This window comes from uncultured Shewanella sp. (genome assembly GCF_947495455.1).
GTDB lineage: Bacteria > Pseudomonadota > Gammaproteobacteria > Enterobacterales > Shewanellaceae > Shewanella.
In genome coordinates, this window is sequence record NZ_CANLZC010000016.1 from 1 (window position 1) to 25,961 (window position 25,961).

The following is a 25,961-nucleotide window of genomic DNA, read 5'->3' on the forward strand; positions in this document are numbered from 1 at the left end:
ATGTGGTACAACAGCCAGCGGATGCATTCATACCTTAATTATCAAAGTCCCAATGAATTTGAACGTATGGATAAGCTATTAAAAGAAGTTGCTTAACGAACTTAACTAGGGTGACCGAATTCAGTTGACCAGGTCAGACCAATGCTTGGTTATACTGTTTCCAGTTCGTTATTTTACGTTTGGATTTGCCCATGTCATCTGTCTCGTTTTCGTACTGACAAGATCAGATCACAGAATGACCAAATGGTTCCTTAGATTTAAGCAACAACGCCATGATAATTACTTAGTTTTATCTCAGGCTGTACCTAGGTATATGAATAAATTATTTTATTCTGAAAAACTGGCCTCGAATCCATATTCGCAGTTTTTTAATCAAATGAACCCTGATTATACTCAAGGGAAAGCGCTGCTGGTATTTGTTGAGTTAAATTTCATGAGTTTCATATTTGGAATATCTAAGTGCTTAAAAAATATAATAATAGGTGAAAGATAATACATAAAAAGGAAATAATGATGTTAAATAAAGGAACTTTACTTTATAAGTTGATTTCAATTTTAGGTTTTCCCGTTTCACTTATATTATTTATGTTTATTTCATGGGAGATATTTACTTTAGAACCGGGACTGAGTGTTTCCCTGTATTTCTTAATACTTAGGTTGATAGCGGCTTTTTTTTGCTTATCTTTTGAATTTTTAATTCCATTTGATAAAAATCAGCCATTTGAAAAAACGAATTAAAAACAGATTTTTTATTTTATATAACTAATAATTTTCTGTTAATTCCTGTGATTGCTGTATTTTATGTTAAACTTTGCTTTTGGGTGATAGAAGCAATGGGTTATCAGAGCATATTCTCCTTATCCAACTTACCGATTTTTTGGGAGGTCGCCATTGGTTTTTTATTGATGGAGTATTTAAGTTATTGGGCTCATAGGTTAGTTCATACTCAACCTCTATTATGGCGAGGGCATGCTACACATCATAGCCCGAGTTCAATGTATTGGTTGAATAATTTTCGTAATAATCTATTGAGTTATTTAGTCGCCTTCGCACTCGTTTATACTCCAATGTATTTATTGGGGATCAGTAAAGAGTTTTTGATCTTTCGTTTTAGTATATTTATCTTGCTGGCTCCTTATCAACATATTAATGCTGATTTTAAAATGGGCTTTTTTAATTATATTTTCAGTTCAGCAACGAATCATAGATTTCATCATTCAAAGATACCTAAACAAGCTAATTCAAATTTCGGATTGATGGTAATATTTTTCGATATTTTGCATGGTACATTTATTAACGGTGATAAATATAATAAAAAAACGAAGATGGGCTTGTTTTCAGAAGTGAAAGATTATATAAAACATGATTTTATTTTTCAAGAGCTCGCTCCTTATCGTCCACATTTATGGAATAAACAAAAGGAGAGTAAGAATAAAAAGCTAAATACTGCTCTTGAGAGAGAAGTCGGTTAACATTCTAATACACAATATAAAAAGGTGCTTTGTAGAAAAATCCCTTTTCTAGTGTCGGCTATTATGGCGATTGAAAGTCAAGAAGGTATTACTTTACTGTTTCCTAAACTGAATAGAATAATCGTGATGATGGCCGAAAGTAATGCGAGTCAATGATAAGCATTTAAGGTTTCTTTAAAGACGAATCCACTGACAATAAGTGTGGTTAGAATAGAAAGCATGGCATAGATGATATAACTGGAAGCGCCAAAATAAGAGTATAATAAGTTAAATCCGAGGTAAATTAAGAATAAAACAAAGTCACTGACAAGGACCCATATGCCATTGAGCTTAAGCACTTATGAGTACTTGGGGGCACCAAATAGAGGGGCGGCAAGCAAAGTAAGGAGCAAACAAAAATTGGCACTGATACTAATAAAAGTAAAAGGGTTTTAAAGTTATAACGCTTTTTTCCAGTAACAAAGAAAGTATTTACATTAGCCGCGATTAAAGCAAGTAAAATAGCGATGAGATGGTCAAAGTTTATGATTGTAGAGTGAGTCGGTATTACTTTTTCATTTACATTTTAATTTTCACTTTTCTTGATCTTGTGTGAATGTTTTTATGAAATATTTTTTATTTTGTTTACTTTAGTGTTTTGCAAATGGTTACATACCTTTATGAATTCTGAATAATAACTTTCAAGCGCCAATTCATTATTTCCCTTTTATTTAATTGATTAAGTTTTTGTAAGTGCCTGCCGTATAACTATTTGGATTGGATAATATTGATTTTATTTCTGGTAAAAAAGTGTAAATATTAAAATTAAGTTCGTTTTTCCTTTGAGATTAATTTGAATTTAATATAGTTTACGCGGTTAAAATTAAAGTGAATATTTATCTTGCAAACTTTTTTGTCGGCTATGTTATACGCATTTTATATTTTTCATTTTATTAATGCTTATTTTGTCGATAAGTCAAAGTCAAATAGTCATGTTTAATGAGTATCAGTGATATTGGAAGATAACAACAAAAGTTAATTAATTAAGGTTACTTGTGAGCTTATTAAATAAAGAAAAAATTAGAGGTAATGAATGAATAAACCTTCAATAAGAGCATTGTTATATTTAGCCTTATTTGCGCTGTCATCACAACTTGTTGCCTGTGGTGGAGGCGATAGTGATTCAAGCTCAACAAGTGAAAATGATTCTTCATCAACCGATGATGGATCCTCATCCGGTGAGGATAGCGGCGCAGATACACAGGCAATTATATTAACACCAAGTATGGATCCTAGCTCATTGACGTCGGGTGATTCGGCGGTGATTACTATTAGTTCAGACGCTTCTCCTAGCGCTGATACGACAGTGACAGCGACAGAATCATCAGGTTTACTGACTTTTAGTGACACAAATACTTGTAAGATTGCCAGTGGTTCAACAAGTTGTACCATTTCTGTGGTGGCAAGTACAATTGATGATGATACTTCCCAAACTGGCAGCATTAGTTTCAGCAGTGATTACAGTGATGGGAGTTTTTCAACGACATCAGTATCATTCACGGTTAATGGAGAGGCCAGTGGCAGCTCTAGTGATTCAGGTTCATCTGATTCAGCAGGGACAGTAAAAGGCTGGCCGAGCTATTTAGCTATGGGATCAATTACTGATGATACCTTGATTGAAGATTATAGCGATGACACTGTATCTTCTGAAGAGTCGTTTCAAAGTCGCCCTGTCAATGCCATTTTCAAATATGCTGGCACTGGATTAGAGGGGGATATTGATCTCGATTATCCTTATTACACTAAGAAAACGATAGTGGAAGCCAATAATCTTACTACCAGTTATGCAGCGTCAGGTTCGATTCCTAATGATCATGCAGTATTACCTGTGATGGTGGTTTATATGGCTAACATGAGCTACGAAGACTACTCAGCTGATTTTTCTGAAACAGGTATTAAGAACAAGTTTATTAAGCTTATTATGATAGCTAAAATGCTGGAAGCGAATCAAGACAGTAATGGTGATTCTGTCGGCAGCGTGGTATTGAATCCAGATTTATTGGGATATATACAGCAAAATAATTTGAAAGAGAGTCTAGATAGCACCTTGGGGGCAATGGATTTAACTTCTATTCTGACGTCAGCCATTAACTTTGCTGAGCAAGAAACCACATACAGTTATACTAATTTAGCTGATAGCGATCACAGAAGTACCTGTGAAGGTTCTTTCACAGGTAATATTAATGATTTATATGACGATCTATATTCTGTGTGTTCCTGGGGATATTGGAACGCGAAAGAAGATTGGACCAGTCTTGTGGATGCTAATGGCACAGTGACAGATACGACGCCAGTAGAAAATTATACACTGCCCACTATCTCAAATGATCTTAAAGGTTGGATCGCCATGACCAATTGGGTAATGAAAACCTTTGCGCCTGATGTGTCTTTTGGTTGGCAAGAGAACCTATGGGCTTCCGGTGGAACAGAATGGTTAAGGGACGGCTCTGAGTCGAGTAAAGCCACTAGTGTAGCGGAATTTCTTGATGAGTTAGCTGTCTTTGATGGCGATGATCAGCCTGATTTTATTGCATTTGATCGTTATGAATTTGATGATTTTAACTCAAGTGCCTACAGCATTGGTTACTTGTTTAATGCTCAGGATTGGACGACTTTCTTCTCTTATGTTGGTGAGATCAGCCGTCAACTTGATAATAAGCCAGTTATGTTGTGGCAAATGCCGGGTGGGCATATTCAAGAAGACGGTGATGGTGATGATAGAGGTGCGTATGGTGGTACGTTCCCGAATTTCATGTTTAGTAGCGAGCATGGGGGCACCAGTGCTGTAGATTTTGATAGCGTTAACAGCTATATTTCAGACATAGATCTAACAGCTTACAGTAGTTATTCTCAAGAGATTATTCCTTATTTACAAGTCACCGCTGATGGCACAGGAACCGATTATACTTGGGATGAAGGATATTTAGAGTCTGCGGTGAGTGATGCGAATGTCTTTTCGATTCTGTTTGGTGGGGGTAACACGACTGGAGTTGCTGATGTGCCAATCGTTAGTGTTGGTGATGATGGAGGCTGGTTAGCAGATAAAGTTATTAATTATTTTACTGACCCAATATACTTTGAATAGTTTATGACTTTATTTCTGTCTTATTATAGGTACCTATCTTTAATGAGATAGAAACAGTTTAATTGATATGCGGTGTGTTTCTGACCATCGCATTTTGATTTTTTACCAAGGCAGACCATTTAAATTAATATTTTTAGGATAGATAGGCTCATTAGGACTTAATAAAAGCGTATTCGCTTGATAATGTTCAATGTCATTACCTTGTTGGAACTGAACTTTACTATTGACTTTATACCAACCTAAGTGCTGATAGAAATCTGTTAAATCGTCTGTACAAAGTAACAATGCATGTTCTACTTTTAGTTGTTTAAAAATAACAGGTTGAGCTTGAGTTAATAATTGTGAGGCGTAACCTTTACCACGGTAGTGTTTTGGAGTGACAGCATTTGCGACTCCTGCAATTTTGGTTTTTTTATCATCGAAAGTGGCTTCTCGAATGATCAAGTTAAAAAAGGAAAATAGATCGTCTTCTTGCTTAAAAGCAAAGACAAAATCGGGATGAGCCCACTGCCTTTTTTTAATGAAATCAATGTCACCAAAAACGTCATCAATATATTCTTGTTGCTTCTGTCTTTCTTCTATAGATAAACTATGGTAATTATCAATTTTTAGCATAGTATTATATTAACCTTATCAATTACTTATATAAATCAATCTCGTTTCAGGGGTTATTGACACTGAGTGGCTTACTGGATCTATCATTTAATTAAGGCATTGCAATGCGTGATTGGCAAGTATTTGGCATGACATACAGTGAAAGATCTTCTGTGCCTCTGTGGCAACACACAGTTAAACCCATTTATATCCGTGACTGATAAATCACCAGACACGGGTATAAATATATAGTGCTATTAAAGAATAGGCCTTAAAGAGTCATTACCAAGGCAGGCCATTTAAATTGATGTAGTTGGGGTTGAGTTGAGTGTTAGCACTGCAGAGTAAAGTATTGGAGCGGTAAATTTCAATTCCTTGATCTTGCTTGAAAAGCACCTTGGCGTTAACAGTGTACCAATGATTTTTTTGATAAAAAGGGATAAGTTCATCTTTACATAGCAGTAAGCTATGTTGAACATTCAGTTGGTTAAAAAGAATTGAAAAACCTTGTGTGAGAAGTGTACTGGCGTAACCTTTACCTTGATGCTCTTGGACAGTGATAAGATTACTAAGTCCAGCAATTGGCACTATGATCTCATCAAATTCAACCTCACGAAGCACTATATGAAAAAAAGCCAATAGTTCATTGTCTTTTTTAAGAGAAAAACTTATATCAGGTTTAGCCCATTGCCTTTGTCTTACAAAGGCAATATGCCCAAAATTATCTTTAATATGTGTTTGTTGTCGATTCTTTTCGATTAAAGGTAGTGCATGGTATGGCTTAACATCAAGGTACGGCATTCAAATTCCTTTTTGTGGGTATTTTTATTCGTGCATGGTAGACGTGATTGGAATGCTTTGACAATCCTCTTTTAATGTCTCACCTTAATGCAAATAGGAAAATCAACTTTTTATTTATATAGATGGTTGTTAACGACATGCTAATTACTTATCGGCTAAACGGTATTGAATTTATATGGAACAAAGTACGCTTTTTCGCTTTTGTATAGGCTTACCTTGCAATATTTTTCCATTCCCTAGAAATGACTATAGCTTTGTAGTACTCAGGCATGTTTCTATTCAATATTCAAACATCAAATTTTACTAATATTACTATTGACTTTACATTTGGTATCCATAATATTAACTGTTAGTTAACATTTGGCTGAGTGTTTAAAGTTCCTCAACAATCTATGTTAGATGTTATCAGGATACATAATATCGCTTAGTTATCGCCAAAATGCGAGCTTGGTATTAAGTAAATGCATATGGCTATATAGATGTTAAGTGGCTAATGTTATTGATTTATCTTGTTTTAAATGGGGCTAGTTTGCATGATGTAGTCAAAACATATCAGCATTCATAAGTACTTGTTAGCTATTACTAATGGAATATATAAAAAATAAGTTGTTAAATTTAACTTAAAACTAAAAGGATATAGATAAATGATGTTTTTACGGACAACACTTGCGTTAGCAATATGTAGTTGTGTAGGAACCGCATCAGCAAATGATATGGCTAATTATCATGCTGCTCCAACAGGTAAAGCAATTAAAGGTAATTATATTGTTGTTTATAAAACGAATGATATTCAGTTGCTTAACAGTAAAGCATCACGAAAAGCATTTACTGCTAGCATCACCAACCAAATTGAAAATCAAATAGGCGTTGAAGCTAAACTGAAGTACAGCAATACAATTAATGGTGCACTTATTGAAGCTGACCCTAAGCAACTGAAAGCCTTATTAACTCACCCGAATGTTGATTATATTGAGCAGGATAGTGTAATGAGTATTGATCCTATAATCGATATAGGACAAGCCAATGCAACATGGGGATTAGATAGGATAGATCAACGAAACCTTCCGTTAGATGGACATTTCAACCCTTCACAGCTGGGTAATAATGTTACAGCCTATGTTATTGATACAGGTGTTAATTTTTCCCATAATGAATTTGGTGGGCGTGCAACAAGTGGTCGCGATTTTATCGATAATGATAATGATGCCAATGATTGTAATGGGCATGGTACTCACGTCGCTGGTACGATTGCCGGTAGCACTTATGGTGTGGCTAAAAATGCGAATATTGTTGGCGTAAGAGTATTGGGCTGTAATGGTTCAGGTAGCACTTCAGGAGTGATTGGAGGTGTTGATTGGGTAGCAGATCATGCAAGTGGGTCTTCTGTTGCAAATATGAGTCTTGGCGGAGGACAATCAACCGCTTTAAATAGTGCAGTGGCCAGTGCTGTTGATAGTGGCATCGCTTTTGTTGTTGCTGCCGGCAATAATAATAGTGACGCTTGTACTAAATCACCAGCCAGTGAGCCAAAAGCGATTACGGTCGGTTCAACGACAAGCAATGACTCTCGTTCAAGTTTTTCTAACTATGGTAATTGTTTAGATATTTTTGGACCAGGTTCTAGCATTAAGTCTGCTTGGATTGGTTCTAATTCAGCAACGAAAACTATCAGCGGTACTTCAATGGCTTCTCCGCATGTTGCAGGTGTTGCTGCCTTATATCTAGATAAAAATGCAGGCCTTTCACCGACTCAGTTAGCAGATGCATTAACGAGTAACGCCACTAAAAATAAAGTGATAGATGCAAAAAATGGCTCGCCTAATAATTTAGTGTATACCGAAAGTGTCGATGAACCAGGCGATGGTTTAGAAGTTGTTCTTAGTGGTGATGCTAATTCTGAATCTAGGTACACTCATGATGTTCCCGCTGGTAGAAGTCAATTAACTGTCACTATATCTGGTGGTTCAGGTGATGCTGATTTATATATCAAACATGGTATAACGCCTATACCTTTAGATTTTGATTGTGCAGGAGCCGTGGAAGGCAATAACGAGTCTTGTGTGATCAACAATCCTAAATCGGGTACTTGGCATATTCTAGTTCACGGATATTCCGCTTTTAATGGTGTAACGTTAAAGGCTAACAGTAACTAAGTAATCCGTCTATTATTTACCTGCTATTTAGCTGAGTATTATTTTTCTTAGCAGAATATTGATCTGTCAAACAAAATTTCTATTCATTGAATGCCTTTTATTCAATGAAAGAAATACAACAGGTGCTGTGTTTACTACCTAAAATTTTAAATCATATCAAACCTAGTTTTGTTTTAGGTTTATTTATTAATAAAAGGAATTGTTATGAAAATCATTAAAATATTGCTATTGAGTCTGGTATGTGTGGTATCTTCTACTGCATTCGCTGCCATGGATCTTGAACAGTTTCAGGCAACAGCAACTAATTCAGATAAAAATGTACGTTGTATCGGTGGTATATCGACAGCTGAATGCAGAGTCGAATTGGATTATGCATTAGAGAACAACTTAATTACCCAAAGATCATATGATTGGGGGGTCGCTAACGGCTATTACCCGGTTATTGATCGTAATGACAGAATTGGCGCTATCTGTAAATGTGGTTGTTTTGAGTCTAGTACTAACATTTCTGTATTTTCAGCGACAGATGGCGGTCATATAGACATTGCTGCAAGTGAAGTGAATAAATCACATCAACTGGTAGCGTTAAGCTCGAACGCGAGTTTATCGTCATTAATCGTTGAAGATTTTGCAATTAATGCGATTGCTCAAGGGGAAGAAGAGCAGCTTTTATATGTCTTTGGTCTTGCAGATGGCACTATGCTGAAAGTCACTCAACATCACGGTATGTTATTAAGTACTGGTGAAATGGTTGCAGCTAAAGATGTCACTGAAACTGATAGCTTCATTAGTGCAATAACGCAAGAGCCAGTTGAGATTGTGAAGATCACAAGAGAGAAAACCTTTAATGATGTCTATAACTTTGAAACTAACGGTACAGATGATGTCAATCATATCATTATTGCTGAAGGTGTTTATGTTGGTGATCTAGTATGGCAGAACCAATTAGCGTCAGAACTTGGTCAAATTAAATTACGTCAATAATATTAACTAAGTAAATTATATGAATATGCTTTAAAGAGCTGAAATAGGTTAAGTTCAGCTCTTTTATTAATTAAAGCGGGTGAATGAGTTATCAAACTGGAAATAATAATATTAAAAAGGAATTTTAATGAATATGTTAAAAGTTATAATACTAAGTTTTATTTATTTCATGTCTGCTTCTGCATGGGCGGTTTATCAATGCCCCATTATTGTGATGGACCAAGGCGAGCGGTCTCAGGTTGAAGACATGAATATGAGGTTATCGATTAATAGCTGTGAGCCCGAACCTCCTTCTTATAATGGCATGAGTTTAGCGACATTCTCTAGGCTTGCACAAAATAGCGATATTACTGGGCGCTGTACAGGGCCGATATCGGCTACAGAGTGTAAAGTTGAGCTAGATTATGCTTTAGATAACCGTTTGATTACTGCTTCTGCCTACAGTTGGGGGCTTGCTAATGGTTACTACCCAGTCATCGATCGTAATAATAATATTGGCGTAATTTGTAAATGTGGCTGTTTTGAATCCACGACTAACATTTCAGTATTTTCAGCAGCTGCTGGTGCTCATATTGAAATGGCTGCAAGTGAAGTGAATAAATCACATCAACTCGTCGCGTTGAGCTCAACGTCTAGCCTATCGTCATTACTCGTTGAAGATTTTCCAATTAAAGCGATTGCTAAAGGAAAAGAGCAACTTCCTTTATATGTCTTTGAACTGGCAGATGGGACTCAGCTGAAAGTCACTCAGCATCACGGTATGTTATTAAGTACTGGTGAAATGGTTGCAGCTAAAGATGTGACTGAAACTGATAGTTTCATTAGCGCAATGACACAGGAGCCAGTTGAAATCGTGAACATTGGGCGAGAGGAAACCTTCAACGAAGTCTATAACTTTGAAACTAACGGTATAGATGATGTAAACCATATCATTGTTGCAGAAGGTGTTTATGTGGGTGATTTAGCATGGCAGAACCAATTAGCCTCGGAACTTGGTCAAATTAATTTACGCCAATGAAATGGAAAGCGCATTAAAAAGCGATGAATAAAATTAAGCGTTGTTATTTTTATAACACTGTTAGTCGTAATAATAAGTAGGGATAGGGCACATGGTGAAAAAATTTTTTTACTTAAAAATACTATTACCAGTAGCATTAACGGTTATTTTAGGGGGGTATTATTATAGCTTTAATTTTACCCCTGATTTAAATTCTCAGACTAAACAAGTCATCATTGAAAATACAGAGCAAGATTATTCTTCCCACAGTACAGAACACATAAATAGCAAAAAGAAACAGGATTCTTTAAAGGCTCAGGAGCAGCGTTTTTTAGCTAAACTCAATGAGGAACATCCGAAAAAAGACATCCTTAATGAAACCGATACTCAGGTTTTATTAACTAAATCTTTTAAACGTATGCATGCCATGGGGAATTTTTTCAATGCAAAATCATTGCAAAGAGAAGAAATACAAGCACTGTTAGAAAAACCTGCCAATCTTGAAAAAGCGCAAAATATTTTACTTGATATCAACACAACCTTAAGTGATTTCGGTGAAGATCAAGCATTGGCTCGTGTTTACGCCATAAAAATGTTGGAAGAGCAAGCAAGATTGGGTGATATAAAACCGCTATATGACGTATCGACTCAATTAGCTGAGCAACTCAATCATCAAATTGAAAGCGGTATAGAATTGGAAAAAGGTAGAGAATACGATTTAGAGAGTTTATTAAACATCGCGGTCAAGCAAGTTAATATTGAAGAACTTTCAGATCCGAATAATGTCGCTGCCTTATTAAATCAATCTGGATTCAGAGATGATATGTCAAAGCAGATTATTAGTTATTACGACAATGCCGTATTTTTTCCTTTACTCAAAAAATATGGCCGAGAAAAAGCAAAAATAATTGTTGCTCAAGTGATTGATGTAGGGCAAAACGCAACTAACACAGTTAATTAGGGAAAATTAATGAGAAAAATAACATTCAACACCGCTGTTTTTCTGGGTGGAATTTTAATGTGTCATACCAGTTATGCTACTGACATTAGTGCATTGAAAGAGAAAGTGGATAATTGGATTGAAGCTAAAAAAGTTGAGTTGTCTAATTTTGACTGTCATTCAGACTCTAATTATGATGAGGATAAGTGTAAAACAGTCACCGTAAGGTTTTCAGATGGTCAATTTATTGATGAAAAAACACGCTCAGATCAAACGATATTAATTATCGACACAAATTTAGAGTTTCCATCTGTGCTTCGTTATAGAAGCCGAATAAAAGCCGCTTATATACAAGATGATGAGGGAATGTATGTTATGGGTTCTGACTCATTATTTGAGGTTCCCTCTTTTGTAAGGACAACGCTTCAACAAATTGATAATTTCACTGACTATGATGATAACCCGACTTTTGTTCCTGCGTCATGGTTTGGAGAATTATATTCAACCTTTGATGATAAGTACCCTTATTATAATTATATTCAATATATTGGTCATGGGGTGACACCATTGACTTACCTGCTAGAGCATAATCCTCAGGCTGAGCTTGTTATTGCATCGCCACCGGCTTTTTTTAGTAAACAATCTGAATGGTTCTGCAATCCACAGGATATTGATGATTCAGGAGTTAGTAATTTGACGAAACTTGAAGATTTTATTATCGAAGCGTCTCAGGATTTCAACGAAAAAGTAATGAGTGTCGTAACAGGGCAGGGGATCAATTATGTCAATTATTCAGGCGGCTTTACGATTGATACTGTTAAAGAACAATGGACACAAACCTGTGGAACCTATTTACCTAGCGACACTGTGATCACAGATTTGTTAAACAGTATGCGTCCATTTTATGATGTGTTGTTCAATAACCTTGGTGTTATGGGTTTTCAGGCCACGGGTGTTGATATGACAAAGACTAACAATGCACTGGATATAGATACCAGCTTTAAAAATAGAATGTTGGTAGGCGATTATACCACAGGTGATCAAGATTCTAATTTGCCTGAGGATGGTTACCTTAAAGGCTATCCTCCTGCACTTGTTGAGAATCGTAATAACTCGAAAAAATGGATAGACGTATTTATTAATTTTGGCGTCGAGACTGCTAGGCCCTTTCCTTATAATGCTACGCCTGTTATGCAAACAGATATTTTGGGATTAGATTCATTTCCCATTACTTCTATGACGCCATCATGGGCGACACCTGTTGCGTTATCGCGTGCTATACACCTTAGCAATACTAATTTTTATAGCGGCGATGATCCTAATGACGTGATCAATAGTATAAAGTCAGACATGACGCCTGCAGACTGTGAGTATTGGGGTTGGAGATACAGGGAATATCGAAAAAAATGTAAAATGCAAGATCCTTTGAAACATCGACAGCATGAAGTTTATCGCTTAGGCTTTCTTGATTAAACTTTGATTGAATAAAATGCAAGCTTAAATAGTCTGATAGCTGGATAAGGATTGCACTAACCGCCCATCTCGACATTGTGTTTTTCGATTAAACATGAGTTGAAAGCAGTAGAGATGGGTTGGTGAATTAAGCTAAAGCCCTTTTGAAGCAATATTTTCAACTTACTTAAATATGTCTTCGATATAAAAATCAACTTTTCATTTACACAGATGGTTGTTAACGTTATGTTAATTAAAGGTCGAATAAATGGTATTGAATTCATATGAAACAAAGACGCATAATCTTCTTGACTTTTTTAAGCTTAATACTCAGTGCTTGTGGTGGCAGTGATGACAGTCCCCCGCCCGCTGAAGAGCCCTCTAAAGAACCTCCGGAGATTGTAGAACCTGTTCCCGAGATCCCACAGCAGCATTTTAAGCCCCAAGTTGATGACTGGCTCACTGACAAAATAACGCAGTTAAATGCATTGAACTGTGAAATTGATAATAATGATGAAGCGTGTGAACAGGTGAGCTTAACGTTTTCCGATGGTGAATTTTTACAAGAAAAGTCCGATCCAAATCAAACGATACTTATTTTGGATTATGGACTTGAATTTTCTGCCACTGTGCGTTATCGCAGTAGAGTAAAAGCCATTTTTAAACAAGCTGATACAGGTTATTACCAACAAAATGATTGGGGCGATTATAATCCAGCTTTTGAATTACCTGCTTTTGTTGTTGATACTTTAAAAGCAATCGACAATTTTACCGATGAAGACAAGCAAGCGCGATTTATTCCTGCCGCTTGGCTAACGCCTTTATATACGGTATTTGATGAAATTTATCCTTATTCAAATTACCAAGAGTTTAGCGGTCACGGTGTCAAACCTTTTACTTATTTGCTGGAACATAACCCCTTAGCAGAATTTGTGATTGCGCCACAGCCCCAGTTTTTTAAACATAAAACCGATTTATTTTGTTACCCAAGTCAGATTGAAGATGGACAAACGAGTACCAATTTACAAAGGCTAAATGAGTATATCACTGATGTTTCTGCTGATTTTAAAGAAAATGTGCTGGATAAACAAAGTGTGGAGTATATTAATTATTCTGGGGGCTATACATTAGCCAGCATTGAAAGTTTATGGGCGTCCTATTGCAGTACACCTCAGCCGTCAATGGAAGAAAAAAAGGCATTACTTAATGCTGTGAGGCCATTTTATGAAGTACTGTTTAATTCTCAAAGTATCTTTGGTTTTCAGGCAAGCGATGTCAATATGACGCTGGATAATAATGCACTTGATATTGATAAGGCTTACATTAATAGGATCTTAGTGGGTGATTTTGCTTCATTAGACTCTAAGCTACCCAACACAGGTATGATTAATGATATCGCCGCTCCAGCATTGGAACCCAATCGGGATAATTCTAAACAATGGATAGATATATTTGTTAATTTTGGCATTACTCCTATTCGCCCATTTCCTTATAATAACACTCCATTAATGGAAACGGATATGCTAGGTTTAGACTCTTATCCTATAACATCAATGCAACCTTCTTGGGCAAGTCCTGTAGCGTTATCAAGAGCGATACATATTAAAAACACCGAATTTCCAGAGCGCTTGCTGGATAATTTGGTTATTGAACAAATCAAAGAAAAAATGACACCACAAACATGCAATTATAGTGATTGGGCATTTTCCGATTATGAGGGAAAATGCAAGATGCAAGATCCTTTGTTTTGGCGTCAACATGAAGTCTATCGCTTAGATTATTTGGACTAGGTACGTTTATGCACTGTTGAAAATAGGCCGCTTGGAGCATCACGGGTATAGTTGGTTATGGTGGTGAATTTGTGCAGTTTGCCGCTGTTGCCAGCGCACTGGAGGCAAAGCCTTATTTTATTTATTTTATTTATTTTGATGAGTGCATGTTAGGCGTGAGTATGATGCTTTTACAAGCCTCATCAGAATCTAATGAAGAAAACTAACGAGGATATTTCTATAATTTTTATTATCTGTTTTAAAAGAGTTACGGCAAAATAATGCAATATAAGCTGATTAGTTTTGATTTTGATGGCACCTTATGTAATACCTTTGATGCTATTAAGGCGGCTTTATCTATTGTGATCCCTAATGTTAATTTAGATTGTTTATCCGATAAATTAACGTCAGGAGAGAGCTTTATTGCGGTATTGCATGCTTTAACTGACTCTGTGTTGTCTCATAGTGAAATATTAGGTTTATATGATAATTTTTGCCAAGTCTATAATGCTCAATGCACGGCTTTACAGACACTTTATCCGTATACATCAGCTTTATTAACCGATTGTCGTTCTCAAGGGGCTAAGCTTGCTATTGTGAGTAATAAAGATGAAAAGGCTATCGTTGACTTTTTAGATGTGAACGAGTTAAGTTGCATGTTTGATTTAATCATTGGGGAACGCAAAGGGTTAAGGAAAAAACCTTCAGCAGACAGTTACCATTCGATTATTCAGCCCGCTTTTCCTAAACTCATCCCCCATGAGATGCTACATTTCGGTGATACCTTAATTGATATCGATTATGCCAAGGCGATTGGAGCGAGCAGTGTTTATGTTTGTCATGGATTTGGTCGAGATGACATATGTATTGCACATGAACCCACTTATGTGTGTGCTTCTTTTAGGGAATATTCCTCACAAATTTTTAATTAGTTTATCTAATGATAAAAGAATAACTTTTGACACTTTTAGTGCCTGACAAAAGTGGTTTTTGGTAGCTTATTCCAGTTATAGCCTTCATTTTAATAGCTTACTTGCAAGTGAGCTATGAGATAATCCTGTTACGTATTATATTTAATCGAATTTAGTTGGATTTTGCATTAGATTAATTCATGCTTTTTTTGTCATGTTTGATTTGATTTTGTCAAGAATTAAGGCAAAATTGCGCAATATTGTCAATAAGTGAATGTAATGAACATGCTTGAAGTGAAATTAATGGGTGTGTTATGGCTAATCGGGATCTTGGCAGAGGCCATGACCGGAGCATTAGCCGCTGGAAAGAAACAAATGGATCTTTTTGGTGTGGTGATTATTGGTTGCGTCACTGCGATTGGTGGAGGCACGCTTCGAGATATGCTACTGGGAAATTACCCTCTCATTTGGGTCGAAAATGTTCATTATTTAGTTGCTATTGCGTTTGCATCTTTATTTACAGTGATTATTGCACCGATTATGCGTTATTTATCAAAAGTATTTTTAATTATTGATGCATTAGGTTTAGCGGTATTTTCGATTATTGGGGCTCAAAAAACACTGTTATTAGGTTTTAGTCCTATTGTTGCTGTGGTGATGGGATTAGTCACAGGGGTATTTGGAGGTGTTATTCGGGATATTTTATGCCATCAAATGCCGCTTATTTTCAAAAAAGAGTTATATGCCTTAGTGGCGATTTTGACCGCTTCGCTTTACATCACAATGAAGCTATTAGGTGTTGTTGAATGGGTCAATTTATTTGTTTCTTTGACTTTAGGTTTTGGTTTCAGATTACTGGCAATACGGTATCATTGGGGAATGCCTAAGTTTGATTATCAGTATGCCACTGAGAACTCATCGGATAAAGCCCATTAAAAAAAGCATACGTGGAGCCAATTTGTCACAGTTAATTGAAGATCAGTATTTTATGAAGATGGCCATGGATATGGCCGCTAAAGCGGAAGAAAAAGGTGAGGTGCCAGTAGGGGCTGTCTTAGTGAAAGACGGGCAGGTGATAAGCACTGGATATAATTTGAGTATCAGTTTGCATGATCCCAGTGCTCATGCTGAAATGGAATGTTTACGTCAAGCCGGTAAACGATTGGAAAATTACCGACTGTTAGGAACAACCTTATATGTGACTTTAGAGCCTTGTGCTATGTGTGCTGGCGCTATGGTTCACTCTCGAGTGACGCGTTTAGTATTTGGTGCCAGTGATGCCAAAACAGGGGCTGCAGGAAGTGTCCTTGATTTGGTGAGGCATCCACAATTTAACCATCAAATTCAAGTTTCCTCTGGTGTACTTGCTGATGAGTGCAGTAAGCAGTTGAGTCAATTTTTTCGTCGAAGACGAGAAGAAAAAAAGACCATTAAGGCAGCGCAAAAAGAGAAAAAGTTGTCGAAGCTGTCTTAAATCATCGCGCTACAGCATCCTAGCTTATTATCATTAAACATTGGCTTAGAATGACTAGGCTCGATGTTCAATGCCTTGTCTAACAGGCTTTTCATTCCAGCTGAATCCTGCAGTTTGAAGTATCACAGTTATATTAGGCGCTTTTTAAGGAAAATAACTGGGAAGCTTGTTCATATTTTGACAGGGCAAAAAACTGTTTTCGTCTATTAAGAGGTTTATTTAAGCGGTTTTTTCTCAGGCTACGACGTCTTGCGGCAAAATGATTGAATCTGGTTCGTTTCATATTGGGCTCCCTATTTTTATTATTCCTATTTAATATAGCATGACTGGTCATGAGATCGAGCGAACGGAGTGCATAGAAAATGAATGGAGAGAGGGTCTATTATAAATCTTGCTGTGACGATGTATCATTACTGTTTGTAATATCAGCCATTTGTGTATCGGATGAATTATCATCAAGTTGTATATTTTGATTGTCGACCCAAACAAGCGTATCGTAATAACGTCGAATACTATCCACATAGTGAACGGCTTGTTTGCCACTGGCATAACCGTAACGGGTCTTTTTATAATATTTTCGTTGTTGTAATAAGGGTAAGACCTGCTTCACATCACGCCAAGCGCTGGGGTCAAGCCCCATGCTTTGAGCGAGCTTACGTGCATCTTCTAGGTGACCGATACCGATATTATAAGAGGCTAAAGCAAACCACATTCGTTGATTTTCAGGAATGGAGTCTGGCAACCTATTCAAAATTTCTTTTAAATATCGCGCGCCGCCTTCAATGCTTTGTGTTGGATCTAGCCTATTTTTTATGCCTAATTGTTTGGCTGTCGCTAAGGTCAGCATCATTAAGCCACGAACGCCAGTAGGAGAGCGAGCATTAGGTTTCCAATGGGACTCTTGATAGGCGGTGGCGGCAAGTTTTCGCCAATCTAAATCACCCGCATTTTTTTGAAAAGTGTCTTGGTATTCGGGAAGTCGAGTATCTATGGCTTGAATAAAGGCGCGAGTATCGACGTAATCAAAGCGTTGCACATGGGCAAAATATTTTTCATTTAAATGGGCCAGCACACCTGCTTTTTGCTCTTGATCCCAAAAACTGAGGAGTTCACTCATGAGTTTATCACTGTTTTCTTTGGGCAATAACCAAACAACGGCTTGTTGCTTTTTAAGAATGGGGCCTGCTCGTAATTCAGGCATGTAACGTCGATTAATATTAAAGGTGGTGGAATTGGCTAAGGTATAGGGAATTTCGCCGCTGTCAATCATGCCCAGCAACTCTGCATTATCTTTATCGCTCACTTGTTGCCAATTCAATTTAGGATTATCTTGATTCAGTGTCGATAAGATATCGGCAAAAGAGGAGTTAGCCGTCACGGTGATTTTATCAGAAAGCTCGGTAATATTTTTAGGCTTATCGGTACCTTGCTTATAGACTAAAAGTTGATCGACACGATAGAGAACAGGACCAATGCGATACTTTTTACGGCGCTCGGCTGTTTCCGTTAATCCAGCAGCGATAATATCAATATCACCTTGTGCCATGGCTTGGTAAAGTTCATCAATATTGGCATAGGGTTTGATTATCAAGGTTTGTTTTAAGTAGTTGGCAAAAGATTGAGCCATTTCATAATCAAAACCGGAGCTACCTTGATCCGTTGTAAAATAAATACTGGGGCCAAATAAGGTTCCCACCTTTAGAGAAGGTTCTTGGGTCTCTTCGCTGAAGATTTGAGGGGCCTTTTTACTGTTATCGAGCGAATTTGTCACTGTGGTGGGCGAGTCGGCTTCACTGCTGTCTTTATCTGCCTCTTTTGAGCTAGGAAGCACAGTCTCCGTATTAAAAGGCTCAACCGATGCTTTTTGGCATCCGGCAAGCGTAAGAAGAAGACAAAATAGGAATAGCAGTTTTTTCATAAATTTAACTTATTTTAGGCACTTTTTTCAAAAACAGCCGCCGATAATAGCATAAAAGCCAGTTTTGAACAAAAAGTATCCTTTTAGCCATTGGTCTGGTATTGTTTTTGGTTTGTATTGCTGTTTTAAACGGTAATATTTTTTGATTTTGCACTCACAAGGAAACATTGTTTTGCGTTTAGAGTTCGAGTGATTTGTCTGGGACATTTCCCTATAATGACGCCAGATTTTGACCCTGCAATAATTAATCAAAAAGGTGAAATGACGTGATGGAGATCATCCGCGGAGCCCCAGCACTTTCAGCGTTTAGAGTACAAAAATTAATGCAAGCTTGTGAAGCCGCAGCTTTGCCTATACAAGCCATTTATTCCGAATTTATCCATCTTGCTGATATTGATTCACAATTAACGGCTGCTGAGCAAGAGCAACTGCATACTTTATTGACTTACGGGCCTGCCGCAGAGACGAGTGTGCCTAAAGGTATGCTCTACTTTGTGACTCCACGTCCCGGCACTTTATCCCCATGGTCATCTAAAGCAACCGATATTGCTCATAATTGTGGTTTAAATAAAGTGAAACGTTTAGAGCGTGGTATTGCTTATTACATTGATGCGAAGTCACTCAATGAGCAGCAAGAGCAGCTGCTGTTACCTTTGCTTTATGATCGTATGATGGAAGTGGTATTCAACGCCCTAAACGACAGTGAAATCTTATTTGCACACACCACGCCTAAGCCTGTTAAGAGTGTTGACATACTGGGCCAAGGTAAAGCGGCACTCATCGATGCCAACAATGAGTTGGGCTTAGCGTTAGCCGATGATGAAATTGATTATTTAGTTGAAAACTTCACTCAATTAAATCGTAATCCCAATGACGTTGAATTGATGATGTTTGCTCAAGCGAACTCTGAACATTGCCGACATAAAATTTTTAATGCTGATTGGACTATTGATGGTGAGAAACAGCCAAAGTCGCTGTTTAAAATGATCAAAAATACTCATGAAAAAACGCCCGATAATGTGTTATCAGCTTATAAAGATAATGCCGCTGTCATGACAGGGTCAACGGCAGGGCGCTTTTTTCCTAACAGTGATGGAGAATATGCTTATCACACTGAGCCAATGCATATTTTAATGAAGGTAGAAACCCATAATCATCCCACTGCGATCAGTCCTTATCCTGGTGCAGCGACTGGCTCTGGCGGCGAAATTCGTGATGAAGGTGCAACGGGAAGGGGTTCTAAACCGAAAGCGGGATTAACAGGCTACAGTGTATCAAATCTTAATATTCCCGGTTTTGAGCAACCTTGGGAAAAACAATATGGTAAACCTGATCGTATTGTCAGTGCCCTTGATATTATGACTGAAGGTCCTTTGGGCGGTGCGGCGTTTAACAATGAATTTGGTCGCCCTGCTTTATTAGGCTATTTCCGTACCTATGAACAGGCGGTTAATAGTCATAATGGCTTTGAAGTACGTGGTTATCATAAACCCATTATGTTAGCCGGCGGGTTAGGCAACATTCGTGAAGAGCATGTTCAAAAGGGGGAGATCACCGTCGGCGCGAAGTTGGTTGTGCTGGGTGGACCTGCAATGAACATTGGTTTAGGCGGCGGTGCGGCTTCTTCAATGGCATCAGGCCAGTCCAGTGAAGCATTAGATTTTGCCTCTGTTCAACGTGAAAATCCCGAAATGGAGCGTCGTTGTCAAGAAGTGATTGATAGATGTTGGCAGCTAGGAGAGGACAACCCCATTCAATTCATTCACGATGTTGGCGCGGGCGGGTTATCCAATGCCTTTCCAGAATTGGTGGATGATGGCGGCCGAGGTGGGCGATTTGAATTACGCAATGTGCCTTCCGATGAACCGGGAATGAGTCCACTTGAAATCTGGTGTAACGAATCTCAAGAACGCTATGTGATGTCGGTTGCTCCAGAAAATATGGCCAAGTTTAAAGCGATCTGTGAACGTGAAAGAGCCCCTTTTGCCATTGTGGGTGAGGCAACGGCAGAGAAAGACTTGGTATTATCGGATAAGCATTTTGGTGATAACCCCATTGATTTACCTTTAGAAGTCTTATTGGGTAAAGCGCCGAAAATGAGTCGAGAGACGCAAAAACTGCAAGCACAATCACCTGCTGTCGCTCAAGAAAATATGAGTGTCAAAGAAGCGGCATTGCGTATTTTACGTTTACCTGCGGTGGCAGAGAAAACGTTTCTTATTACCATTGGTGATAGAAGCGTGACAGGGCTGGTTAATCGAGATCAAATGGTCGGTCCTTGGCAGGTGCCAGTTGCAGACTGCGCTGTTACCGCGGCCAGTTATGATACTTATGTCGGTGAGGCGATGTCTTTAGGTGAACGCACACCTTTGGCTTTATTAGATTTTGGCGCTTCAGCGAGGATGGCCGTTGCGGAATCGATAATGAACATCGCAGGGACGGATATTGGAAGTTTGAAGCACATCAAGCTCTCGGCCAACTGGATGTCGGCTGCCGATCATCCAGGAGAGGGGGCGGGTCTTTATGAGGCGGTAAAAGCCATAGGTGAGGAACTTTGTCCTGAATTGTCATTGACAATTCCTGTGGGGAAAGACTCCATGTCAATGCGCACAGCTTGGCAAGATGGCAGTGAACAAAAAGCGGTGACATCCCCCATGTCTTTGGTGATCACAGCATTTGGTCGTGTTCAGGACATTCGTCATACGGTAACGCCTGAGTTGAGAACCGATAAAGGGGATTCAGCCATATTATTGGTAGACTTAGGGGCAGAGCAACCGCGACTTGGAGGCTCTTGTTTAGCGCAAGTCTTTAGCGAATTGGGTGATGTGGCACCTGATTTGAATAATGCAGCCACGTTAAGAGGCTTTTTCGAGGTGATGCAGTCTCTTGTTGCTGAGCAAGCTGTTATGGCTTATCACGATCGCAGTGATGGAGGTTTGTTTACGACTTTAGTTGAGATGGCGTTTGCCGGTAATACTGGGCTTGATATTGATATCAGTGTGTTACAAGGAACTCATATTGAACGCTTATTTAATGAAGAATTAGGCGCCGTTTTACAAGTCAGTGAAAAACAGTCCATTAGTATTATTTCGCAATTTGAGCAAGTTGGATTGAGATGCTACCGCATTGCTAAGCTTAACACTGCTGATGCGATCACTGTTTTTGACAACCAGCAACAAGTGTTCAAGGAAAAACGAAGTCGACTTAGAGGGGTTTGGGCTGAAACCACTTATCAAATGCAAGCAAGACGTGACAATTCACAATGTGCTTTGGAAGAGCTTAAATTAAAACAGCAAGCTTTTGAGCCAGGATTAACGGCCGAATTAAGCTTTGATATTAACGATGATGTTGCTGCGCCTTATATTTTAAAAGGCACTGCGCCTAAAATGGCCATCTTACGTGAACAAGGTGTTAATTCACATCTTGAGATGGCGGCGGCTTTTAATCGAGCAGGTTTTGACAGCCGTGATGTACACATGAGTGATATTCTCAGTGGTACGGTCAGCCTTGAACAATTCCAAGGTCTTGCCGCTTGTGGTGGATTCTCTTACGGTGATGTATTGGGCGCAGGTGAAGGTTGGGCCAAGTCGATTTTATTCAATCCTAGGGCACGTGAACAGTTTAGTCGTTTCTTTGAGCGTGATCAGAGTATCTCACTTGGAGTGTGTAATGGTTGTCAAATGTTATCTAATTTGAAAGCCATTATACCGGGAACCGAATATTGGCCGCATTTTGTTCGAAATCGTTCAGAGCAATTTGAAGCCCGTTTTAGTTTGGTTGAGGTGCAATCTAGCCCCTCTTTATTTTTTGAAGGAATGGCAGGATCACGTATGCCTATTGCAGTGTCCCATGGTGAAGGGCGAGCTGAATTTGCCAGCCTTGATGCTTTGGCTGCAACAAAAGCCTCTGGTACCATAGCGCTGAATTATGTTGATGGTCATGGTCAATTCGCGACGCAATATCCGCAAAACCCAAATGGCTCCCCCGAGGGAATAACGGGGTTAACCAGTGTCGATGGTCGAGTAACCATTATGATGCCTCATCCCGAACGTGTTTTTAGAACGGTTGCAAATTCTTGGCATCCTGATGAATGGGGAGAAGACAGCCCTTGGATGCGTATGTTCCGTAATGTGAGAAAAGCCATAGGGTAATACAGGTATATTTTTTCTGATTTATCCTTTAAAAAGCCGCATTGTATTGCGGCTTTTTTGTTGGGGACTTGTTTTTACCTTAGTTTGTTTTTTTGAATATTAGTAAAGCCTGTTCCACGAAATAAGACTTTTGTCAATACTATCCTTTTGAAATGTGTACTGCCCCGCAAAACCCACTGAAACCTGCCACTTTGATTGATTACTCTGTAACTGGAGAGTATAAAAACACTATAGATTGGAATGAAATGACTATGTGTAACAGATGGTTATCACCTGTTAAATAATAGTTTTAACAGTGTGCAATAAGGACTTTTAGTGTAATAAAAGTATTAATAATTTTACTTTTATGTATTTAGTGCCGTATTGGCTTTCGCAATATCTGCGCAAGTCTAATTCGGTGGTTAGTTAACCCCTAATTATGAGGTTAACTAATGATCCTCAACAAGTACATTTTGCTATAGTTAATAAGGATTAATTATGGTGGTGTGTCGTACCAATTAAGGAGTCTCTAATGATTGTACAAGAGGTGGTTGAACTCTCGCGTTTACAATTTGCGTTAACAGCCATGTACCATTTCCTGTTTGTCCCATTAACGCTAGGATTGGCCTTTTTGCTGGCGATTATGGAATCATTGTATGTGATGACCAACAAGCAAATTTATAAAGACATGACTAAGTTTTGGGGCAAGTTATTTGGTATTAACTTTGCTATTGGTGTCACGACGGGCTTAGCGATGGAATTCCAATTTGGTACGAATTGGTCTTACTATTCTCATTATGTTGGTGATATTTTTGGTGCCCCCTTAGCGATTGAAGGTTTGATGGCCTTCTTTTTAGAATCGACTTTAGTGGGCATGTTTTTCTTTGGTTGGGACAGATTCAGTAAAAGGCAGCATCTTGCGATTACTTGGCTGGTAGCCATAGCATCAAATATGTCTGCTTTATGGATTTTAGTGGCCAATGGTTGGATGCAAAACCCTGTTGGTTCAATTTTTAACTATGAAACCATGCGAATGGAAATGACCAGCTTTGCGGATGTGGTATTTAATCCTGTTGCGCAAGTGAAATTTGTGCATACCGTGGCATCAGGTTATGTGACAGGGGCGATGTTTGTTTTGGCCATCAGCTCTTATTATATTTTGAAAAAACGTGATCTGCCTTTTGCACGCCGCTCTTTTGCCATTGCGGCCAGTTTTGGTATGGCGGCCATTTTATCCGTGCTGGTCTTAGGGGATGACTCAGGTTATGAAGTCGGTGAAGTGCAAAAAGTGAAATTAGCCTCTATTGAAGCGGAGTGGAATACTGAGCCTGCGCCCGCTTCTTTTACTGTGGTGGGATTGCCGAACCAAGAAACCATGAAAACGGATTATGCCGTTAAAATTCCTTATGTGATGGGGATTATTGCGACGCGTTCATTAGATCAGCAAGTGACAGGATTGAAAGATTTGTTAGTGGCCCATGAAGCTCGTATTCGTAATGGTATGAAAGCCTATGCCATGCTAGAGAAGCTACGTGCGGGTGATGACTCACCGCAATTAAAAGCAGACTTTGAAAAAGCGAAAGTGGATTTAGGCTATGGCTTACTCCTCAAGCCTTATACCGATAAAGTGGTTGATGCAACAGAAGCGCAAATTCAAGCGGCAACGAAAGATTCTATTCCTCATGTTTGGCCAATATTTTGGTCGTTTAGGGTGATGGTCGGTTTAGGCATTGTCATGTTATTCGTCTTTGCGGCTGCGTTTTGGCAAAGTACTCGACATAAGATTGAAGAAAATAAATGGGTATTGCGGGCGGCTTTATTTAGCTTACCTCTGCCTTGGATTGCGATTCAATGTGGTTGGTTTGTCTCTGAGTATGGGCGCCAACCTTGGACGATTTCTGAAGTTTTACCGACCTTTATGTCAGCGTCTAACCTTACGCTCAGTGATGTTTGGACCAGTATTATTTACATTACCGTGTTTTATACAGTGCTGTTAGTCGTCGAGCTGTTCTTAATGACGAAGTTTATTCGCCGTGGTCCCAGTAGTTTAAAGACGGGCCGCTATCATTTTGAAAAACTAGCAGGCTAACGGGGAGCAGAATATGTTTGATTATGAAGCGTTAAGATTCATTTGGTGGGCATTAATTGGTGTGTTATTCATTGGTTTTGCTGTGACAGATGGATTTGACATGGGCGTGGGTGCATTACTGCCTATTATTGGTAAAGATGATACTGAACGTCGTATCATGATTAATACCATTGCACCGCATTGGGATGGTAATCAAGTGTGGTTGATCACCGGTGCTGGGGCGTTATTTGCTGCTTGGCCAACTGTTTATGCTGTGTCTTTTTCAGGTTTTTACTTGGCGATGATGTTGGTCTTGTTTACCCTCTATCTACGCCCCGTTGGATTTGATTATCGCTCAAAAATAGAAGACCCAAGGTGGCGTAAGACATGGGATTATCTGCTGTTTTTAGGTGGTTTTGTTCCTCCACTTGTGATCGGTATTGCCTTTGGTAATTTACTTCAAGGTGTGCCCTTTAATTTTGACGAGTATTTACGTGCCACATATCATGGCGGCTTTTTTGGGTTACTGAATCCTTTTGCGCTCTTGACTGGTGTGGTGGCTGTGAGTATGTTTATGATGCAAGGGGCCAGTTGGTTACAAATGAAAACCGAGGGGGAATTACGTGTTCGTGCGGCAGGTGCGTCACAAGTTGCTTCTGTTTTTGTTTTGGTTTTCTTTGTGTTATCGGGTTTACTCTTAGTTAATGGAGTGGATGGTTATGTCATCACTTCTGTCATGGATCACAATGCTCCTTCGAATCCTGTGTTAAAAACCGTTGCCGTTGAAGCGGGTGCATGGCTGAACAATTATCAAACCTATCCTGTGACTTTACTGTTTCCCATCGCGGGCTTAGTATTACCTTTATTCGTGTTTATTGCCAGTCGCTTAAATCGTTCTGGGTTTGCCTTTTTCTTTAGCTCCTTAACTGTGGCTATGGTGATTTTAACTTGTGGTTCTGCAATGTTTCCTTTTGTGATGCCTTCATCTCTTGATCCTAATGTGAGTTTAACCATGTGGGATGCAACAGCCAGTGAAAGAACTTTGGGTGTTATGACGATTGCAGCAGCCATTTTTGTCCCTATCATTTTGTGTTATACCATTTGGACTTATTACAAGATGTTTGGTCGTTTAAATCGTCAACATATTGAAAACAATTCAACCTCACTTTATTAA

The 25,961-nt window shown here is 38.6% G+C and carries 20 protein-coding genes; 16 read left to right on the top strand and 4 right to left on the bottom strand.

Annotated features, from left to right (window positions below):
* The 3 genes from Q0791_RS25280 to Q0791_RS06700 all read left to right on the top strand — a co-directional run.
* Positions 1–96 (top strand): IS3 family transposase (locus Q0791_RS25280; protein WP_366942486.1); only part of this gene is annotated, 96 nt, incomplete at its 5' end.
* Positions 97–833: 737 nt separating this feature from the next.
* On the top strand, positions 834–1,472 hold the full coding sequence (locus Q0791_RS06695; protein ID WP_299004052.1) for a sterol desaturase family protein: 639 nt from the start codon (positions 834–836) through the stop codon (positions 1,470–1,472).
* Positions 1,473–2,544: 1,072 nt separating this feature from the next.
* On the top strand, positions 2,545–4,596 hold the full coding sequence (locus Q0791_RS06700) for a hypothetical protein (protein WP_299004054.1): 2,052 nt from the start codon (positions 2,545–2,547) through the stop codon (positions 4,594–4,596).
* Between the two features lie 102 nt (positions 4,597–4,698).
* Here the strand turns inward: Q0791_RS06700 and Q0791_RS06705 are convergent, their stop codons facing one another.
* Together Q0791_RS06705 and Q0791_RS06710 are read right to left on the bottom strand one after the other, a co-directional pair.
* Positions 4,699–5,211: a GNAT family N-acetyltransferase gene (locus Q0791_RS06705; protein ID WP_299004056.1), complete on the bottom strand. Its 513-nt coding sequence runs from the start codon at positions 5,209–5,211 to the stop codon at positions 4,699–4,701.
* Positions 5,212–5,472: 261 nt separating this feature from the next.
* Complete coding sequence (locus Q0791_RS06710; RefSeq protein ID WP_299004058.1) at positions 5,473–5,991, bottom strand: GNAT family N-acetyltransferase; 519 nt, start codon at positions 5,989–5,991, stop codon at positions 5,473–5,475.
* Between the two features lie 644 nt (positions 5,992–6,635).
* On the opposite strand from Q0791_RS06710, the gene Q0791_RS06715 reads away from it, so the two are divergent.
* The 10 genes from Q0791_RS06715 to tadA all read left to right on the top strand — a co-directional run bounded on the left by Q0791_RS06715 (position 6,636) and on the right by tadA (position 16,671).
* Entirely contained in the window at positions 6,636–8,144 is a 1,509-nt protein-coding gene (locus tag Q0791_RS06715) for a S8 family serine peptidase (protein WP_299004059.1), read from the top strand.
* A 204-nt stretch (positions 8,145–8,348) separates the two neighbouring features.
* Positions 8,349–9,128 (top strand): hypothetical protein, encoded by a 780-nt coding sequence (locus Q0791_RS06720; RefSeq protein ID WP_299004061.1) that lies wholly within the window; start codon positions 8,349–8,351, stop codon positions 9,126–9,128.
* Positions 9,129–9,261: 133 nt separating this feature from the next.
* Positions 9,262–10,146: a Hint domain-containing protein gene (locus tag Q0791_RS06725; protein ID WP_299004063.1), complete on the top strand. Its 885-nt coding sequence runs from the start codon at positions 9,262–9,264 to the stop codon at positions 10,144–10,146.
* Between the two features lie 91 nt (positions 10,147–10,237).
* Positions 10,238–11,086, top strand: a complete 849-nt coding sequence (locus Q0791_RS06730; RefSeq protein ID WP_299004065.1) for a hypothetical protein — start codon at positions 10,238–10,240, stop codon at positions 11,084–11,086.
* Between the two features lie 9 nt (positions 11,087–11,095).
* Entirely contained in the window at positions 11,096–12,538 is a 1,443-nt protein-coding gene (locus Q0791_RS06735) for a hypothetical protein (RefSeq protein WP_299004067.1), read from the top strand.
* A gap of 263 nt (positions 12,539–12,801) precedes the next feature.
* A complete protein-coding gene (locus Q0791_RS06740) occupies positions 12,802–14,307 on the top strand; it encodes a hypothetical protein (protein WP_299004069.1) in 1,506 nt (501 codons plus the stop codon).
* A 71-nt stretch (positions 14,308–14,378) separates the two neighbouring features.
* The gene (locus Q0791_RS06745; RefSeq protein WP_299004071.1) at positions 14,379–14,513 is read left to right on the top strand and encodes a hypothetical protein; all 135 of its coding nucleotides are present in this window, start codon (positions 14,379–14,381) and stop codon (positions 14,511–14,513) included.
* 54 nt (positions 14,514–14,567) lie between these two features.
* A complete protein-coding gene (locus Q0791_RS06750; RefSeq protein WP_299004072.1) occupies positions 14,568–15,218 on the top strand; it encodes an HAD-IA family hydrolase in 651 nt (216 codons plus the stop codon).
* A 264-nt stretch (positions 15,219–15,482) separates the two neighbouring features.
* Complete coding sequence (locus Q0791_RS06755) at positions 15,483–16,133, top strand: trimeric intracellular cation channel family protein (protein ID WP_299004074.1); 651 nt, start codon at positions 15,483–15,485, stop codon at positions 16,131–16,133.
* A gap of 22 nt (positions 16,134–16,155) precedes the next feature.
* A complete protein-coding gene (gene tadA, locus Q0791_RS06760; RefSeq protein WP_299004076.1) occupies positions 16,156–16,671 on the top strand; it encodes a tRNA adenosine(34) deaminase TadA in 516 nt (171 codons plus the stop codon).
* Positions 16,672–16,804: 133 nt separating this feature from the next.
* Here the strand turns inward: tadA and Q0791_RS06765 are convergent, their stop codons facing one another.
* Together Q0791_RS06765 and mltF are read right to left on the bottom strand one after the other, a co-directional pair.
* Positions 16,805–16,954 carry a hypothetical protein gene (locus Q0791_RS06765; RefSeq protein ID WP_299004078.1) on the bottom strand — a complete coding sequence of 50 codons (150 nt, stop codon included), beginning with the start codon at positions 16,952–16,954 and terminating at the stop codon, positions 16,805–16,807.
* 99 nt (positions 16,955–17,053) lie between these two features.
* Positions 17,054–18,589, bottom strand: a complete 1,536-nt coding sequence (gene mltF / locus Q0791_RS06770; RefSeq protein WP_299004081.1) for a membrane-bound lytic murein transglycosylase MltF — start codon at positions 18,587–18,589, stop codon at positions 17,054–17,056.
* A 269-nt stretch (positions 18,590–18,858) separates the two neighbouring features.
* On the opposite strand from mltF, the gene purL reads away from it, so the two are divergent.
* The 3 genes from purL (at position 18,859) to cydB (ending at position 25,961) form a co-directional block, all read left to right on the top strand.
* Complete coding sequence (gene purL, locus Q0791_RS06775; protein WP_299004154.1) at positions 18,859–22,740, top strand: phosphoribosylformylglycinamidine synthase; 3,882 nt, start codon at positions 18,859–18,861, stop codon at positions 22,738–22,740.
* 511 nt (positions 22,741–23,251) lie between these two features.
* Positions 23,252–24,808 carry a cytochrome ubiquinol oxidase subunit I gene (locus tag Q0791_RS06780; RefSeq protein ID WP_299004083.1) on the top strand — a complete coding sequence of 519 codons (1,557 nt, stop codon included), beginning with the start codon at positions 23,252–23,254 and terminating at the stop codon, positions 24,806–24,808.
* A gap of 13 nt (positions 24,809–24,821) precedes the next feature.
* On the top strand, positions 24,822–25,961 hold the full coding sequence (cydB, locus tag Q0791_RS06785; protein ID WP_299004085.1) for a cytochrome d ubiquinol oxidase subunit II: 1,140 nt from the start codon (positions 24,822–24,824) through the stop codon (positions 25,959–25,961).